At 31.2% G+C, this 17,223-nt stretch carries 12 protein-coding genes; 10 read left to right on the top strand and 2 right to left on the bottom strand.

The annotated features are described in order from the left end of the window. Positions 1–75: 75 nt before the first annotated feature. Genes aceE through B9N70_RS05725 form a run of 3 tightly spaced genes read left to right on the top strand, consistent with a single transcriptional unit; the run spans position 76 to position 5,307 of the window. Complete coding sequence (aceE, locus tag B9N70_RS05735) at positions 76–3,114, top strand: pyruvate dehydrogenase (acetyl-transferring), homodimeric type (protein ID WP_085114839.1); 3,039 nt, start codon at positions 76–78, stop codon at positions 3,112–3,114. A 7-nt stretch (positions 3,115–3,121) separates the two neighbouring features. Continuing rightward, complete coding sequence (locus B9N70_RS05730; protein WP_085114838.1) at positions 3,122–4,411, top strand: 2-oxo acid dehydrogenase subunit E2; 1,290 nt, start codon at positions 3,122–3,124, stop codon at positions 4,409–4,411. Positions 4,412–4,425: 14 nt separating this feature from the next. Then, positions 4,426–5,307 carry a DMT family transporter gene (locus B9N70_RS05725; RefSeq protein WP_231909382.1) on the top strand — a complete coding sequence of 294 codons (882 nt, stop codon included), beginning with the start codon at positions 4,426–4,428 and terminating at the stop codon, positions 5,305–5,307. Here B9N70_RS05725 and B9N70_RS05720 read toward each other — a convergent pair. Continuing rightward, on the bottom strand, positions 5,304–6,068 hold the full coding sequence (locus B9N70_RS05720) for an undecaprenyl-diphosphate phosphatase (RefSeq protein ID WP_085115136.1): 765 nt from the start codon (positions 6,066–6,068) through the stop codon (positions 5,304–5,306). The two genes, B9N70_RS05725 and B9N70_RS05720, sit on opposite strands and share 4 nt — an antisense overlap. Positions 6,069–6,250: 182 nt before the next feature. Between B9N70_RS05720 and B9N70_RS05715 the strand changes: the two genes are divergently transcribed. Further along, positions 6,251–7,690 carry an NAD(P)-dependent oxidoreductase gene (locus B9N70_RS05715; protein WP_085114836.1) on the top strand — a complete coding sequence of 480 codons (1,440 nt, stop codon included), beginning with the start codon at positions 6,251–6,253 and terminating at the stop codon, positions 7,688–7,690. Further along, positions 7,690–12,195, top strand: a complete 4,506-nt coding sequence (gene gltB, locus B9N70_RS05710) for a glutamate synthase large subunit (protein ID WP_085114835.1) — start codon at positions 7,690–7,692, stop codon at positions 12,193–12,195. Before B9N70_RS05715 ends, gltB begins: the two co-directional genes overlap by 1 nt. On the opposite strand, the gene B9N70_RS05705 is transcribed toward gltB, so the two are convergent. Further along, on the bottom strand, positions 12,192–12,932 hold the full coding sequence (locus B9N70_RS05705) for an alpha/beta hydrolase (protein ID WP_231909381.1): 741 nt from the start codon (positions 12,930–12,932) through the stop codon (positions 12,192–12,194). The two genes, gltB and B9N70_RS05705, sit on opposite strands and share 4 nt — an antisense overlap. A 45-nt stretch (positions 12,933–12,977) precedes the next feature. Between B9N70_RS05705 and B9N70_RS05700 the strand changes: the two genes are divergently transcribed. The 5 genes from B9N70_RS05700 to rplT are packed head-to-tail and all read left to right on the top strand — an operon-like array spanning position 12,978 to position 17,213. Continuing rightward, complete coding sequence (locus tag B9N70_RS05700) at positions 12,978–14,132, top strand: glycosyltransferase family 4 protein (RefSeq protein ID WP_085114833.1); 1,155 nt, start codon at positions 12,978–12,980, stop codon at positions 14,130–14,132. Then, positions 14,133–16,049 carry a threonine--tRNA ligase gene (gene thrS / locus B9N70_RS05695; protein ID WP_157101750.1) on the top strand — a complete coding sequence of 639 codons (1,917 nt, stop codon included), beginning with the start codon at positions 14,133–14,135 and terminating at the stop codon, positions 16,047–16,049. It begins immediately after the preceding gene. After that, a complete protein-coding gene (infC, locus tag B9N70_RS07075) occupies positions 16,050–16,595 on the top strand; it encodes a translation initiation factor IF-3 (protein WP_157101749.1) in 546 nt (181 codons plus the stop codon). A 53-nt stretch (positions 16,596–16,648) separates the two neighbouring features. Continuing rightward, complete coding sequence (gene rpmI / locus B9N70_RS05690) at positions 16,649–16,855, top strand: 50S ribosomal protein L35 (RefSeq protein ID WP_085114832.1); 207 nt, start codon at positions 16,649–16,651, stop codon at positions 16,853–16,855. A gap of 1 nt (position 16,856) precedes the next feature. Next, positions 16,857–17,213 carry a 50S ribosomal protein L20 gene (gene rplT / locus B9N70_RS05685; RefSeq protein ID WP_085114831.1) on the top strand — a complete coding sequence of 119 codons (357 nt, stop codon included), beginning with the start codon at positions 16,857–16,859 and terminating at the stop codon, positions 17,211–17,213. The last annotated feature ends 10 nt before the right edge of the window (positions 17,214–17,223 follow it).

Genomic DNA, 17,223 nt, shown 5'->3' with positions numbered 1-17,223 from the left:
TGTTAAAAATTTGCACAAAATGTGTCTAAAATTAAGAATAATTATCTATTTTTTAGTGTATAAGTTCTTAAAAAAATGAGCTCTAAATTATTAGTCCCAGACATAGGAGATTTCGAAAAAGTTGAAGTAATAGAAGTTTTAGTTAAAGAGGGTGATGAAATTAAGCCTGGTGATCCTGTAATTACTATTGAAAGTGATAAATCAAGTGTGGAGATTCCTTCTACATTAGATGGAAAAATCGAGAGCCTAAATATTAAAGTTGGAGATAAAGTTTCAAAAGATGATTTAATTTTAACAGTTGCTTCTGAAAATACGTCTAGCAAAGATGAAAAAATAATTCCTAAAGATACTGAAAATTTAATTAGGGAGGCAGAACAAGCATTAAAAGAAAAAGAAAATGTTGTTCAAACTAATAAGATTGTCACCCCAGAAAAACCTGAAATTATTCAAGTTGTAAATCAAGGTGATATAGATCCTTTAGAAACCCAAGAATGGTTAGAGTCTTTATCTGCAGTAATTGATAAAGATGGAAATCACAGAGCTCATTATCTAATTAAGGAACTTATAAATAAGGCATATATGCAGGGAGTGAATATTCCCTACACTCAAAATACCCCTTATATAAATACCATTCCAGCTGATGAGGAAAAAAAATCTACCGGGGACCAGAATATCGAAAGAAGAATTCGATCATTTATTAGATGGAATGCAGCAGCAATGGTTGTTAGAGCTAATAAAAAATTTCCAGAATTAGGTGGACATATAGGAACATTTGCATCAGCTGCAACTTTATACGATGTGGGAATTAATCATTTTTTCAGGGCAAAAAATAATAAATTCGGTGGAGACTTAGTTTATTTTCAAGGTCATAGTGCTCCAGGAATGTATGCGAGAGCGTATTTAGAAGGAAGATTAAACGAAAAACAATTAGACAATTTTAGACAAGAAGTTAAGCCTGGAGGCTTATCATCATATCCTCATCCATGGTTGATGCCTAACTTTTGGCAATTCCCAACTGTTTCCATGGGGCTTGGTCCCATGCTTGCAATCTATCAAGCAAGATACATGAAATATTTAATCAATAGAGGTTTAATTAAAGATGAAGGTAGAAAAGTTTGGGCATTTTTAGGTGATGGTGAAATGGATGAACCAGAGTCTTTAGGTGCAATTGGTTTAGCAGCAAGAGAAAAATTAGATAATTTAATTTTTGTAGTTAACTGCAATTTACAAAGACTGGATGGACCTGTTCGAGGTAATGGAAAAATTATTCAAGAACTTGAAGGAAGTTTTAGAGGAGCAGGCTGGAATGTAATCAAAGTAATTTGGGGTTCATATTGGGACCCATTATTAGCAAATGATAAGACTGGACACTTAGTAAAAGCAATGAATGAAACAGTAGATGGTGAATATCAAGCAATGAAAGCGAGAGATGGAGCTTATGTTAGAGAAAAATTTTTTGGTAAATTCCCAGAAACAAGAGAACTAGTATCGAGTTTATCAGACAAAGATATTTGGAGATTAAATAGAGGAGGTCATGATCCCCACAAAGTGTTTGCTGCTTATGATAGAGCAACAAAAAATATAGGAAGTCCAACGGTTGTAATCGCCAAAACTATTAAAGGATATGGGATGGGTAAAACCGGTGAAAGTGTGAATACTACTCATCAAACTAAAAAATTAGATATTGATGATCTTATGTATTATCGAGATCGATTTGATGTACCTTTAACTGATGAGCAAGTAAAAAATATTGAATATTATAAGCCAGATGAAAATTCTGTTGAAATAAAATACTTAAAAGAAAGAAGACTTAAGTTAGGTGGATTTATTCCTGAAAGAAGTACATTTGCTAAACCTATTAAAGTTCCTCCAAAAGATATATTTGACAATATGAAAGTTTCTACAGGTGAAAAAGAAATGTCGACAACAATGGCCTTGGTAAGAATGTTAACAAATTTATTAAGAGATAAAAATGTTGCTCCAAGATTAGTTCCAATAATACCAGATGAGGCTAGAACTTTTGGTATGGAGGGATTTTTTCAAAAGATAGGTATTTATGCTCATGAAGGACAAAAATATGAACCAGAAGATTCTGCTCAATTAAGTTCATATAGGGAAGATAAGAAAGGACAAGTTTTAGAGGAAGGTATTAACGAAGCTGGTGCAATGTCATCTTGGATTGCGGCAGGAACATCATACACAAATCATGATATTGAAATGATCCCAATTTATCTGTTTTATTCAATGTTTGGCTTTCAAAGAATTGGAGATTTGGCTTGGGCCGGCGCAGACAGTCAATCTAGAGGTTTTCTAATTGGTGCAACAGCCGGAAGAACTACACTTGCGGGAGAAGGTTTACAGCATCAAGATGGACATAGTCATATATTGGCCTCAACTATTCCAAACTGCATAAGTTATGATCCAACATTTCATTATGAATTAGCTGTAATCTTTAGAGAAGGATTAAGAAGAATGCATGAAAAAAGAGAAAATATTTTTTATTATATTACTACAATGAATGAAAATTACTCTCACCCTGAAATGCCGAAAGATAAAAAGTGTGAAGAAGGTATTTTAAAAGGGATGTACAAAATAAGAGACTTTAATAAAAATAAAAAAACAAAAATTCAATTTCTTGGATCTGGTACTATTTTAAGAGAAATGATTAAAGGTGCAGAGATTTTACAAAATGAATATCAAATTGATAGTGAAGTTTGGAGCGTGACAAGTTTTAATGAATTAAGAAGAGATGGAATGGAAGTTGAGCGATACAATCTTCTAAATCCAAACAAAGAACAAAAAAAATCTTATGTTGAGGAATGTTTGGGAAAAACAGAGGGGCCAATCATGGCTGCCTCTGATTATATGAGAATTAACTCTGATCAAATTAGGCCATATGTTGAAAAAAGTTTTTACTCTTTAGGTACAGATGGATTTGGTAGAAGTGATACTAGAAAAAGTTTAAGAAATTTTTTTGAAGTTGATAAAGAACACATCGTTGCTTATGGTTTAAGTATTTTATCTAAAGAGCAACTAATTGCCTCAAAATACGCCACAGAGGCGATGAAGAAATTTAAAATTGATCCAAACAAGCCAATGCCTACCAAATTATAAAGAAAGCATGTCTCTTATTGATTTAAAAGTACCAAATATTGGAGAATTTAAAGATGTGGAAGTAATTGAAGTTCTTGTTTCAGAAGGACAATCTATAAAAAAAAATGATCCATTAATTACTATAGAAAGCGACAAATCTAGTGTTGAAATCCCTAGTATTGAAGAGGGTAAAGTTATAAATGTTATAGTAAAGGTTGGAGATAAGATTTCTGAGGGATCAAAGATTTTAGAAATTGAAGTAAGTAAATCAAGTGATGCAGTTAAATCAAATGAAACTATCAAAAATCAAGAACAGTCATTATCTGAAATAGATGTCAAAATAGAAGATACTCCAAGTCAAGTTGTTCCAAGTCAAAATGTTAGCACCATAAGATCTAACAATAATTTACTTGCTCTTGCATCACCCAAAGTAAGAAAATTTGCAAGAGAATTGGGTGTAAACATCAACAGCTTATACGGAAGTGAAAGACAAGGTAGAGTGACAGAAGCAGATATAAAGAATTATATTTCAAATAAGCAAAATGCACCTGTTGATTATCAAGAGGAAAAATTACCAAAAAAAATTAATTTAGAATACTCACATTCAGAATTTGGTGAAGTTGAAACAAAAGATATGCCGAGAGTAAAGAAATTAGCCTCAACATATTTGATGAATTCTTGGTCAAATATTCCTCATGTTACTAATCACGATGAAATTGATATTACAGAACTAGAAAATTTTAGAAATTCACTTACAGATATTTATACTGGGGAGAAAAAAAAAATTACTCCTTTAGCGTTCATTATTAAAGCTTTAGTTGCATCATTAAAAAAATTTCCAAGCTTTAATTCTTCGATAGACGAAATTGAGGATGGAAAAATGACCTTGAAAAAGTATTATCATATTGGAATTGCGGTAGATACCCCTCATGGATTAATGGTTCCAAAAATTAGAGATGCTAATAACAAAAATATTTCTGTAATTAGTAAAGATTTAAAACAAGTAAGCGAGTTATGTCGAAATCTTAAAATTGATAAAAAAGAATTATTTGGTGGCTCAATGACAATAACAAGTCTAGGAGGCATTGGTGGATCATTTTTTACACCAATAATCAATTATCCTGAAGTTGCTATTCTTGGTGTTGGTAAAAGTCAAAAAAAACAAATTTTTATGAATAATAAATTTGTAACACGCACCATGTTACCAATTTCTTTATCATATGATCATCGAATTATAGATGGAGCTGAAGCTGCAAGATTTAATAATGATTTAAAAGACAATCTTGGTAAAAATTTTGCATATAAACTAGCAGTCTAATAATGTCTAAGACCATGTCCTTATTAAGTGCTTTGCTATGCACTTTCATTTGGGGAACTACCTTTATAGCTCAAGAAACAGGAATGGATGAAATAGGTCCATTTACTTTTAACTCAATACGCTTTTTTGTGGGATGTTTCGCGATAGTTCCTCTTGCTTATATTTTTGAGTTTAAAAACTTTAGATCCTCTTTTCAGGTAAATAAAAAACTTTTTTTATATCTTGTGACTTTAATCGGTTTATCTTTATTTTTAGGTTCTGCACTACAACAAGTGGCTTTAATTTATACTGATGTAGCAAATGCTGCCTTTTTTACTATTTTTTATGTGCCAATGGTTCCAATAATAGTTTTTTTTCTTCATAAGAGAGAAATACATTGGAGTGTTTGGCCTTCAGTAATTTTATGTGTAATTGGTGGTTATTTACTCACAAATTTTTACGATACAACGGTGAGAATTGGTGATGGCCTAGTTATTTTAGGAGCTTTTTTTTGGAGCACTCATATAATTTTTACTGGGATGATCATAAAAAAATATAATTATCCTCTTACAATTGGAGCAATCCAGACATTTATAGTGGCAATACTATCTTTAATTATAGCATTAATATTTGAAGAATTAATTTTAGAAAATATTTTACAAGAAAAAATTGAAATTTTGTACGCAGGTGTTTTGTCAGGAGGTTTAGCTTTTGTTCTACAGATTTATGCACAAAAAAACATCACTCCAGCTCCAGCTGCAATTATATTTTCTTTGGAAGGCGTATTTGCAACTATAGCTGCATGGTTTTTGTTAAATCAAATTTTAGATATCAATAATGTTTTAGGATGTATCTTTATCTTGAGTGGAGTTCTGCTATCTCAACTTTTACCATTAGTTAAGAATAAAAAACTTTAGTATATTAGATAGAACAACAAAAATGAAATCAATATCCTATAAATTACAAATGCATTCATAGAAAATTTGTTAATATAAATTAGAAAGTACTTAACTGTAATATAAGAAAAAATAAAAGATAAAATTATAGCCATTAACACTTGAAGGTTAAAATTAATTTGTTCCAAAGTCAGATCACTTAAACTAAGAAAACTAGCACCAGCTAAAGCTGGAATTGAAAGTAAAAATGAAATTTTACTAGAGTCTACTCTATTAAATTTTAAAATCCTTGCTGCAGTAATTGTAATACCAGCTCTACTTACCCCAGGTATTAATGACAATATTTGAAATAATCCAATTATCAATATTGTTTTTAGATTTAAATTGGTTGAAATTTTATTATCAAATCTACTCTTATCAGCAAAAAAAAGAATAATAGCAAAAATAAAAGTAGTCCAAGCTATAACTTCTATATTTCTCAATAAATCAATTAATCCTGTTTTGAATATAAAATAACCCACGATAATTAATGGAAATGATCCAAAAAATATTAATAACAAAATTCTCTGATTATTTTTAAGGTCAAATAATTCTCGCTTAAAAAAAAATATTATTGCTAAGAGAGATCCTAAATGAAGACTTGTATCAATTAATAGCGAACTAGAATGAAATTCATATAAAGTTGAAACAATAATTAAATGAGCTGAAGAGCTTATAGGCAAAAACTCAGACACACCTTGTATTAAAGAAAGAATAAAAATTTCTATAATATTTTGAAACATAACAACGTCGTAGCTTATAAATTTTTTTTTTAAACAATTCGATTTAAGCATATTAGATATGCAATAGTGGTATTAGCCATTAAAATTGCTATTATATTAAAATTATAGGTCAATATTACTGTCTCTTTTTTAGCTTTAACTATTAAAAACTATGTATAATTTGCTTAAATTCTAAAAATTTTATGACTGATAAAATGCTAAAATTCACTCAAATAGGTCAACAAAACCCACCTAAAAGAGAGGTGGACAAAAGAAAGTCTGATTTTAATGAGATTTATGACGAATTTATAACTGAAAAAGCAAAGGAGCAAGCAAGCAGATGTTCACAATGTGGAGTTCCGTTTTGTCAAGTACACTGCCCTCTTAGTAACAATATTCCAGACTGGCTAAAATTGACTGCAGAAGGAAGAGTTAAAGAAGCATATGAGTTATCACAAAGTACTAATAATATGCCGGAGGTATGTGGACGTATTTGTCCTCAAGATAGATTATGTGAAGGTAATTGTGTCATAGAACAATCAGGTCATGGAACTGTAACAATTGGCTCTATGGAAAAATATATTACAGATACAGCGTGGGAACAAGGCTGGGTAAAACCTATTAAAATCCAAAGTGAAAAAAATCAAAGCATTGGAATAATTGGAGCAGGTCCAGCAGGACTTGCAGCTGCCGAACAATTAAGAAAACAAGGTTATAAAATCACAGTATATGATAGATATGATCGACCTGGTGGACTATTGATTTATGGAATCCCTAATTTTAAACTAGAAAAATTTGTTGTTGAGAGAAGAACTAATTTACTGAAAGAGAGTGGAATTAAATTTATTCAGAACTTTGAAGTTGGGAAAGACTCAACATTGGACCAGTTAAGAAAAAAACACGATGCGTTGCTTATTGCAACGGGTGTTTACAAAGCAAGAGAGATAGATTTATCAGGAAACGATTTAAATAATATTTTTCCTGCAATGGAATTTTTAACTGCATCAAATAGAAAGGGTTTAGGTGATAAGGTAGATTTATTTGATAAGGGAGTTCTAAATGCCGAAGGCAAAGATGTCGTAGTCATAGGAGGTGGAGATACTGCAATGGACTGTGTAAGGACATCAATTAGACAAAATGCTAAATCAGTTAAATGTTTATATAGAAGAGATAAACAAAATATGCCAGGTTCAGCAAGAGAAGTAGCTAATGCTGAAGAAGAAGGTGTGGAATTTGTTTGGTTATCAAGCCCTAAAGAATTTAAAGGTTTGAGTAAAATTGAAAAAGTTATAGTTGATCAAATTCAATTAGGAGAGCCTGATGATTCAGGAAGAAGAAGACCTGAAATTAAAATTGGATCTGAATTTGAGATCAAGGCAGATATGGTAATAAAAGCATTAGGTTTTGATCCAGAAAATTTACCAACATTATTTGATGCACCGGAACTTTCAATTTCAAAATGGGGAACTATTAAAACTGATTTTGATACCATGGAAACAAACTTAAAAGGTGTTTTTGCAGCAGGAGATATTGTTAGAGGAGCTTCATTAGTGGTTTGGGCAATTAAAGATGGTAGAGATGCAGCAACTTCAATAAAGAAATATTTAGAAAGTAAAGAGATCAAACAATCCAAAGTCGCGTGATGAACAATTATAAAAAAAACGTTGAATTATTAGAAAGAAATCACGTCTATTCGAAGGAAATGGAACATGACGCTTGTGGTGTCGGTTTGATTGCTTCAACAGAGGGAAAAAAATCACGTCAGATTGTTGAATATGGCATTGAGGCATTAAAAGCGGTTTGGCATAGAGGAGCTGTTGATGCAGATGGAAAAACTGGCGATGGAGCAGGTATTCACTTAGAAATACCCAAAGATTTTTTCATAGAAAAGATTGAAGTTACTGGACACAAGTATGATAACGCAGAAATTTGCGTAGGAATGATTTTTCTACCAAGAAATGATTATGCTTCTCAAGAAAATTGTAAAACAATCGTAGAGAGTGAGTTAACCAAAAATAATTTTAATATTTATGGTTGGAGGCAAGTGCCAGTAAATCCAAAAGTTCTAGGAGAAAAAGCATTTCAAACAATGCCAGAAATTATTCAGGTTTTATTTAAATCAAATGACAAAGATTTACTAAATAAAAATTTAGAGAGAAAAATTTACGAGACGAGAAGAAAAATTGAAAATAGTGCTTTTAGCTCATCGTTGAATAATTTTTATATTTGTTCAATGAGTTCAAAGTCAATAATTTATAAAGGAATGTTCCTAGCTGAGGGAATTTCTGATTTTTATTTGGATTTAAAAGATGAAAGATTTATTTCAAGATATGCAATATTTCATCAACGATTTTCAACTAACACTGCACCAAGCTGGAATTTAGCTCAACCTTTTAGAGCAATAGCTCATAATGGAGAAATTAATACATATAGGGGCAATAAAAACTGGATGAGAGTACATGAAGAGGAAATGAATAGTCCTCTTTTTGACGATGTAAATAACTTGAAACCAGTAATTCAAAAGGGGGCATCTGACTCTGCTGCTTTAGATAATGTTTTTGAATTATTAAATATCTCTGGCCAACCTGCTCCACTTGCAAAATTAATGTTGGTGCCAGATGCTTGGTCAAAAAAAAGTAAAACCTTACCTAAGGATCATCAACAATTATTTAACTTTTTAAATAGCACAATGGAGCCATGGGATGGTCCAGCAGCAATAGCAGCAACAGACAATGAATGGGTTATAGTTGCTAATGATAGAAATGGTTTGAGACCTCTTAGATATGCAATCACTAAAGACAAACTCTTATTTGCAGGTTCTGAGACAGGTATGATTGAGTTAAATGAGAAAAAGATTCTGTCCAAGGGAAGATTAGGGCCTGGAGAGATAATTGGTGTAAGAATAGAAAAAGGAAAAGTATTTACAAATGAAAAAATTAAGGATTTTTTAGCAAAAGAATACAAACATTTTAATTCTCAAATTATAGACTTAGATGACAAGTTAGTAATCTCGAACGAAAAAAATACATTTTCTGGTGAAGAGCTAAGAAGAAAACAGCATACTTTTGGAATAAGTTTAGAAGACTTAGAACTTATATTGCATCCAATGGCTGAAGATGCAAAAGAAGCGACCGGATCAATGGGAGACGATACTCCTCTAGCTGTTTTATCTGATAAATATAGACCTTTATATCATTTTTTCAGGCAAAATTTTAGTCAAGTTACAAACCCACCAATTGACTCGTTGAGAGAAAATAAAGTCATGAGTTTAAAGACTAGATTTGGAAATTTAGGAAATATTTTAGATTTTGACACTTTAACTAAAGAAAATATTTATGTGCTTAACAGTCCAATCTTGTCTAATTCACAATTTGATAAATTCATAAATTTCTTTGGAAAAAATTCCACGGTCATCGATTGTACTTTCTTAAGTGAGGAAACTTTATCATCCGCCATTGATAGAATTCAAAAAGAAGCTGAAATTTCAGTAAGACAAGGGGTTACCCAAATAATTTTAAGTGATAAAAATTTATCATCTAATAATCTGCCGATGCCAATGTTGTTATGTGTTGGGGCAATAAATTCATTTTTAATTCAGAAAAAATTAAGAGGATATGTGTCAATAAATGTTCAATCTGGAGAAGCATTAGACACCCATTCATTTGCAACTTTAATAGGGGTTGGTGCAACAACGGTAAATCCTTATTTAGCCTTTGATAGTTTGTACCAGAGATTCGAAAAAAAATTATTTGGTCAATTTAGTTTTGATGAGTGTGTTGAGAGATATATTAAATCTGTTAACGCTGGTCTTTTGAAAATTATGTCCAAGATGGGGATTTCTGTTTTAAGCTCATATAGAGGCGGGTGCAATTTTGAGACAGTAGGCTTAAGTAGAACAATTGTTGCTGATTATTTTCCAGGTGTAGTTTCAAAAATTTCTGGAATAGGTTTACTTGGGATTGAAAAAAAAATAAGAGCTAATCATAAAGAGGCCTATGAAAATTCAGATACAGTTTTGCCTATAGGCGGAATTTACCGTTACAGAAAAAATGGTGAAACACACCAATATCAAGGAAAATTGATACACCTCTTACAAAGTGCAGTAGGATCTAATTCTTATGATGCATACAAAAAATATGCTGAGGGAATTTATAACTTACCCCCAATTAATCTAAGAGATTTAATTGATTTTAGAAAAAGAAAATTAGGACCCTCAATTGATATTTCTGAAGTTGAACCAATTAAGAATATTTTAAAAAGATTTGGTAGTGGAAGTATGTCTCATGGAGCTTTATCAAAAGAAGCACACGAGACTTTAGCGATGGGGATGAATAGAATTAAAGGTGCATCATGTAGTGGTGAAGGTGGTGAAGATGAAAAGAGATTTAAAGTTTTAGAAAGTGGCGATAGTGCAAATTCAAGAGTAAAGCAAATTGCTTCAGCAAGATTTGGAGTGACAATAAATTATTTAAACAATTGTAATGAGATAGAAATAAAAATTGCACAAGGTGCGAAACCTGGAGAAGGTGGTCAGTTACCAGGATTTAAAGTTACAGAAGAAATTGCAAAGCTAAGACACTCTACACCTGGGGTTACTTTGATTTCACCTCCACCTCATCACGATATTTATTCAATCGAAGATTTGACCCAATTAATTTATGATCTAAAACAAATTAATCCTAAAGCAAGAATTGGTGTAAAATTAGTTGCATCATCTGGAGTAGGCACAATTGCAGCCGGTGTAGCTAAAGCAAAAGCTGATATAATTTTAATTTCAGGACATAATGGAGGCACAGGAGCCACACCACAGACAAGTGTAAAATATGTTGGTATACCATGGGAGATGGGACTAACAGAAGCCAATCAAGTTCTGACGTTAAATAATTTAAGACATAAAGTTACCCTAAGAACTGATGGTGGAATTAAAACTGGAAGAGATGTTGTAATTGCTGCAATGATGGGAGCAGAAGAATATGGTGTTGCAACAACAGCTTTAGTTGCCATGGGATGTATTATGGTTAGACAATGTCACTCAAATACTTGTCCGGTAGGAGTGTGTACCCAAGATGAAAAATTAAGAGAAAAATTTACTGGTACACCTGATAAGGTTGTAAATTTATTCACTTTCATAGCTTCAGAAGTAAGAGAGATTTTAGCTAAACTTGGATTTAAATCTTTAAATGAAATCATCGGACGAACAGATTTATTAATGCAGGTTAGCAAAGCATCAGCAAACTTAGATGATTTAGATTTAAACCCTTTATTCGTTCAAGCGGATGCAGGAGATAATAAAAGATATTGTGAAAACTCTGAGATAAACTCTGTACCAGATACTCTTGATCAAGAGATATGGCCAGAGATTGAAAATGCATTAGACCAGTCAAAAACAATTGATAAAAAATATATTATAAAAAACACAAATAGAGCTGTTGGAACTAGAATAAGTCATCATTTGTACAAAAAATTTGGTTATGAGAAATTAGAGGATGGTTTTTTATCACTTAACTTCAAAGGTTCAGCTGGTCAATCATTTGGAGCATTTGCTACAAAAGGTTTGAAGTTGGTACTAGAAGGAGATGCTAACGATTATGTTGGAAAAGGACTTTCAGGCGGGATTATTTCCATTAAACTTTCAGAAGAGAGCAATTTAATTTCAAATGAAAATACAATAATTGGGAATACAGTTTTATATGGAGCAACTTCAGGAAGATTGTTTGCAGCAGGTCAGGCAGGAGAGAGATTTGCAGTAAGAAATTCAGGAGCAACAACAGTTATCGAAGGTTGCGACTCAAATGGTTGTGAGTATATGACGGGTGGGACAGTAGTAATATTAGGAAATGTCGGAGATAACTTTGCAGCAGGAATGACAGGGGGAATGGCATTTGTATATGACATTTCAAACGATTTTGAAAAAAAAGTTAATCCAGATTCTGTTGTATGGCAAAAAATAGAAACAGAATTTTGGTCAAACAGTTTAAAAAAACTCGTAGCTGAACATGCATTAGAGACTAACTCTGAGTTATCTAAAAAAATAATAAGTAACTTTGAAAACGAAATTGAAAACTTTATTCAAGTATGCCCTAAAGAAATGCTAGATAAACTAAGCAATCCTATTACTTTTAAAAAAACTATTAAAGAAGTAAGTTAGAGAATTAAATTCAACTCTTTAGTTAGCATTTTTAACCATTTCTTTGAAGATAAACTATGATCTCCATTTTTAACGATAACTAATTTTTTTTGAGCTTTTTTAAATAGTTTTAAAACTTTTCTTGAATATGTAACTGGTACAGACTCATCTTTTTCACCATGCACCATGGTAATGTTTAGCTTTTGATTAATAATTTTTTTTAAAATTTTATTTTTTCGACCATCTTTTATCAATTGTAATGTGATCGGATATTCATATTTTCCATGTTTTAAATTTATTACTCCTTCTCCAGTAATTTCTTTTTTCATATTTTTAGTAAATTTTTTCCACATTAAATTTTCTAAAAATTCAGGAGCTGATCCTATTCCAAGAAAACCTTTAATTTGATTTTTAAAAATTTTAAATTGATTGAGAGAAATCCAGGCTCCCATACTTGATCCAATTAATATGAAATTATTTTTCTTTATGATTTTTTTTATGAGTATGGAGGTTTCATTAGTCCACTTACTTATATTTCCACTAGTAAATTTTCCTGAAGACTTTCCATGACCTGAATATTCTAAAGCTAAAAAACTGTAATTTTTTTTAACTGCAAACTTTAAAAAATGTTTAGGTTTTTTTCCTTCAAGATCTGACATAAAACCATGCAAGAATACAATATAAGGTCTATTCTTTTTTTCGTGTATTAAATAGCGAATTTTTTTTGATTTTGATAAATTATAATATTTGTATTTCATCATTAAAGTTTAATAGTTAATTCTATTAATATATAACCATATCAAATGTCATCTAATTTAAAAGTTTTGCAAGTTATTCCAAAATTAGGATATGGAGGTGCAGAAACAGGTTGTTATGATATTGCACATTATTTGCCTGAGAATGGATGTAAATCTTTTATAGTCACAAGTGGTGGTGATTTAACAAAATTTATAAATAAAGAAAAGGTTAAGCTAATTAAATTACCAGTACACAGTAAAAATCCATTATTAATTTTATTAAATGCGCTAGCTCTCATTTTTATTATAATTTTTAATAATATCACTATTGTACATGCAAGAAGTAGAGCGCCTGCATGGTCCTGCTTATTTGCAACCAAAATTACTAGGAGAAAATTTGTAACAACATTTCATGGAACATATAACTTTAATAACAAATTAAAAAGATTTTATAATTCAGTCATGGTAAAATCTAACTTAATCATTGCTGGATCAAATTTTATTTTTTCACACATTAAAAATAATTATGCAGATTATTTAGATATTAAGAATAAACTTCTAGTAATTTTTAGAGGTATAAACGTAGATTATTTTGATCACACAACAAAAACAGAAGTAGAAGAAAAAAAACTATTAAAAAGTTGGGGTATCGAAGAAAATAAAAAAATAATTTTATTGCCAGGCAGATTAACCTCATGGAAGGGCCAAGAGCTATTTTTAGAAGCCTTAAATATGGTGAATATTCAACTTGGTTACGAGGCTTTTTATGCAGTTATTCTTGGAAGTGAACAAGGCCGTGATTTATATAAAAAAAAACTTATTAGACTGAGCGAACAATACAGAATGACTAAACAGGTAAAGTTTATAGATCACTGTAAAGATATGGCATTAGCTTATAAAGTCTCTGATATTATTGTTTCATCATCGATAGAACCAGAAGCTTTTGGAAGAGTAGCAGTTGAAGCACAATCTATGCAAAAAGTAATAATTGCAAGTGATATTGGTGGATCAAATGAAACAGTAATTAATGAAAAAACTGGTTATCTATTTGAATCTGGAAATGCAAAATCATTATCTGATAAAATTCTAAAAGTGTTAAATTTAGATGAAACAACGATAAAAACAATTGGTATTGAAGGAAGAAAAAATATTGTAAGCAAATTTAATGTTGAAAAAATGTGCTTTTCTACTTATTCAGAATACAAAAAATTAATAAATTAAATGCCTACTATAACATTACCAGATGGAAACAATTTAGAGTTTTCAAATAAGATAACAGGATTAGAAGTTGCTGAAAAAATTAGCAAGTCATTAGCTAAGCAAGCTATGATAGTGGCTGTAGATGGGCAATTGAAAGATTTAGATTATATAATTGATAAAGATTGTTCTATAAAAATACTTACTTCAAAAAATAAAGAAGGTTTAGAGACTATAAGGCATGACACTGCTCATATATTAGCAATGGCTGTGCAAGAATTATTTCCTGGTACACAAGTTACAATAGGGCCAGTAATTGAAAATGGTTTTTATTATGATTTTGCTAGGAAAGAACCATTTACTGAAGATGACTTAAAAAAAATTGAAGACAAAATGAAAGAGATTGTTGACAGAGATGTTGTTACAAAAAGAGAGGTTTGGTCAAGAGAAAAGGCAATTGAGCATTTTAAAAAAAAAGGTGAAATCTACAAAGCTGAATTAATTGAGAGCATTCCTCAAGGAGAGGAAGTTTCAATATATTTTCATGGAGATTGGCACGATCTGTGCCGAGGGCCGCATTTATCTTCTACTGGCAAAATTGGAAAATATTTTAAATTAATGAGAGTTTCAGGTGCATATTGGAGAGGAGATTCAAATAACGAGATGCTTCAAAGAATTTATGGAACAAGTTGGGCCACTCAAAAAGATCTAGATGCATATTTAAGAAGACTCGAAGAAGCTGAAAAAAGAGACCATAGGAAACTAGGCAGAGAAATGGATTTATTTCATTTTAGAGAAGAAAGCCCAGGATCCGTATTTTGGCATGAAAAGGGATGGGCTCTATTTCAAAAGTTAATTAATTATATGAGAGCTCGCCAAGATGCTGCAGGTTACAAGGAAGTAAATACACCAGAAGTTTTAGATCGTTTGTTGTGGGAAAAGTCAGGTCATTGGGAAAAATATGGAGAAAATATGTATACCTCTGAAACGCCTGATGAAAAAGTTTTTGCAATCAAACCGATGAATTGTCCTGGTCATATTCAAGTTTTTAACCAAGGTTTAAAAAGTTATAGAGATCTTCCTTTAAGAATAACTGAGTTTGGTAAAGTACATCGATATGAGCCTTCTGGGGCCTTGCATGGCTTGTTAAGAGTTAGAGCATTTACTCAAGATGATGCACACATATTTTGTTCAGAAGATCAAATAACAAGTGAGTGTTTAAATGTAACTAATCTAATTCTAGACATTTACAAAGATCTAGGTTTTGAAAATGTAATTTTAAAATATGCAGATAGGCCAGAAGTTAGAGTTGGAGATGACGAAGTTTGGGATAAAGCAGAAGCATCTCTACTTGAAGCAGTAAAAGCTTCAAAACTGGAATATAGTATTAATAAAGGTGAAGGTGCTTTCTATGGCCCAAAGATAGAATTTGTTTTAAGAGATGCAATTGGTAGGGATTGGCAATGTGGAACGCTGCAAGTGGATTTAAATTTACCAGGAAGACTTGATGCTTCATATGTAGATAAAGATGGAACAAAAAAAGTTCCAGTGATGTTACATAGAGCTTTATTTGGATCTCTTGAAAGGTTTATAGGAATTTTAATTGAACACTATGCAGGCAAATTTCCTTTTTGGATTTCTCCGCTTCAAACTGTTGTAATTCCAATTACAGAAGAGTTTGATGATTATGCCATTCAAGTTTCAAAAAAAATTAAACAAGCTGGCATGAGTTCTTATGTTGATCTAAAAAAACATAATCTTAATTATAAAATTAGAGATCACTCGCTGGCAAAAATACCTTTATTATTAATTTGTGGTAAAAAAGAAGTTGACAGTAACTCAGTAACGATTAGAAGATTAGACTCTAATAAACAAGAAAATATGGATTTAGACTTATTCTTAAAAACATTCTCTGCTTTAAACAAAGCATCCTCAAACTAAGTGGCAGATTTTAAACAAAACTATTTTCAGCGTAGAACCAAAGATCGTGGTCCAAGATCTAATAATAGAATTTCATCACCTGAGGTTCAAGTTATAGCAAGTGATGGAGAAAACTTAGGGGTTATAAGCACCAATGAAGCTATATCAATGGCAAAAAATCAGGGATTAGATTTAATTGAAATTGCACCTAATGCTAACCCACCGGTCTGTAAAATTATGGATATGGGTAAATTTAAATATGATGCACAAAAAAAAGCTAACCTTGCAAAGAAGAAGCAAAAAATAGTTTTACTTAAGGAAATAAAAATGCGTCCAGTAACTGAAACTCATGATTATGAATTTAAAGTAAAGAACGCAAAAAAATTTATATCAAAAGGTGATAAAGTAAAATTTACGATCAGATTTAAAGGAAGAGAATTACAGCACTCACACCTTGGAAATGAATTGATGACCAAGATCAAGGAAGACATGAAGGAAGTTGGAAAAGTCGAATTGCATCCAAAATTTGATGGCAAGCAAATGATAATGGTAATTCAGCCTTTATAGGCCTTAATTAAGGTTGTAAATTTAAATCATTCTTTGTATAACCTCGCAGAATTATGCCAAAACTTAAAACAAAAAGCTCAGCAAAAAAAAGATTTAAGATATCTGCAAAGGGTAAAGTTATTACAGCCCAAGCTGGTAAAAGACATGGTATGATCAAAAGAACAAATTCACAAATTAGAAAATTAAGAGGCACAACTGCGATGTCAAAACAAGATGGAAAAATTGTAAAATCGTACATGCCTTACAGTTTAAGAGGATAAAATGGCAAGAGTTAAAAGAGGTGTAACTAGCCGAGCTAAACATAAAAAAGTCTTAAAAGCTGTTAAGGGTCAATGGGGCAGAAGAAAAAATACTATAAGAGTTGCAAAGCAAGCAATGGAGAAGGCTATGCAGTATGCATACCGAGATAGAAGAAATAAAAAGAGAGATTTCAAATCTCTATGGATACAAAGAATTAATGCTGGTGTTAGAGCTGAAGGTTTAACTTACTCTAAATTTATTAATGGATTAACTAAGTGTGGAATTACTATTGATAGAAAAATTCTTGCAGAAATTGCTTATGATAGTCCAGAGGCATTTAAAACAATAGTTCAAAAAGCTCAATCTGCTTTAAATTAATCTCTATTGT

It is taken from the genome of Candidatus Pelagibacter sp. HIMB1321 (genome assembly GCF_900177485.1).
In the GTDB taxonomy this organism is placed as follows: domain Bacteria; phylum Pseudomonadota; class Alphaproteobacteria; order Pelagibacterales; family Pelagibacteraceae; genus Pelagibacter.
This window is presented reverse-complemented; position numbering and strand designations above follow the sequence as displayed.

Bases quoted from the DNA above. Each gene is read 5' to 3' on its own strand.
- B9N70_RS05725 (WP_231909382.1), top strand. From the start codon at position 4,426: ATGTCCTTATTAAGTGCTTTGCTATGCACTTTCATTTGGGGAACTACC.
- aceE (WP_085114839.1), top strand. From the start codon at position 76: ATGAGCTCTAAATTATTAGTCCCAGACATAGGAGATTTCGAAAAAGTT.
- B9N70_RS05700 (WP_085114833.1), top strand. From the start codon at position 12,978: ATGTCATCTAATTTAAAAGTTTTGCAAGTTATTCCAAAATTAGGATAT.
- B9N70_RS05730 (WP_085114838.1), top strand. From the start codon at position 3,122: ATGTCTCTTATTGATTTAAAAGTACCAAATATTGGAGAATTTAAAGAT.
- rplT (WP_085114831.1), top strand. From the start codon at position 16,857: ATGGCAAGAGTTAAAAGAGGTGTAACTAGCCGAGCTAAACATAAAAAA.
- gltB (WP_085114835.1), top strand. From the start codon at position 7,690: ATGAACAATTATAAAAAAAACGTTGAATTATTAGAAAGAAATCACGTC.
- B9N70_RS05720 (WP_085115136.1), bottom strand. From the start codon at position 6,068: ATGTTTCAAAATATTATAGAAATTTTTATTCTTTCTTTAATACAAGGT.
- rpmI (WP_085114832.1), top strand. From the start codon at position 16,649: ATGCCAAAACTTAAAACAAAAAGCTCAGCAAAAAAAAGATTTAAGATA.
- thrS (WP_157101750.1), top strand. From the start codon at position 14,133: ATGCCTACTATAACATTACCAGATGGAAACAATTTAGAGTTTTCAAAT.
- B9N70_RS05705 (WP_231909381.1), bottom strand. From the start codon at position 12,932: ATGAAATACAAATATTATAATTTATCAAAATCAAAAAAAATTCGCTAT.
- B9N70_RS05715 (WP_085114836.1), top strand. From the start codon at position 6,251: ATGACTGATAAAATGCTAAAATTCACTCAAATAGGTCAACAAAACCCA.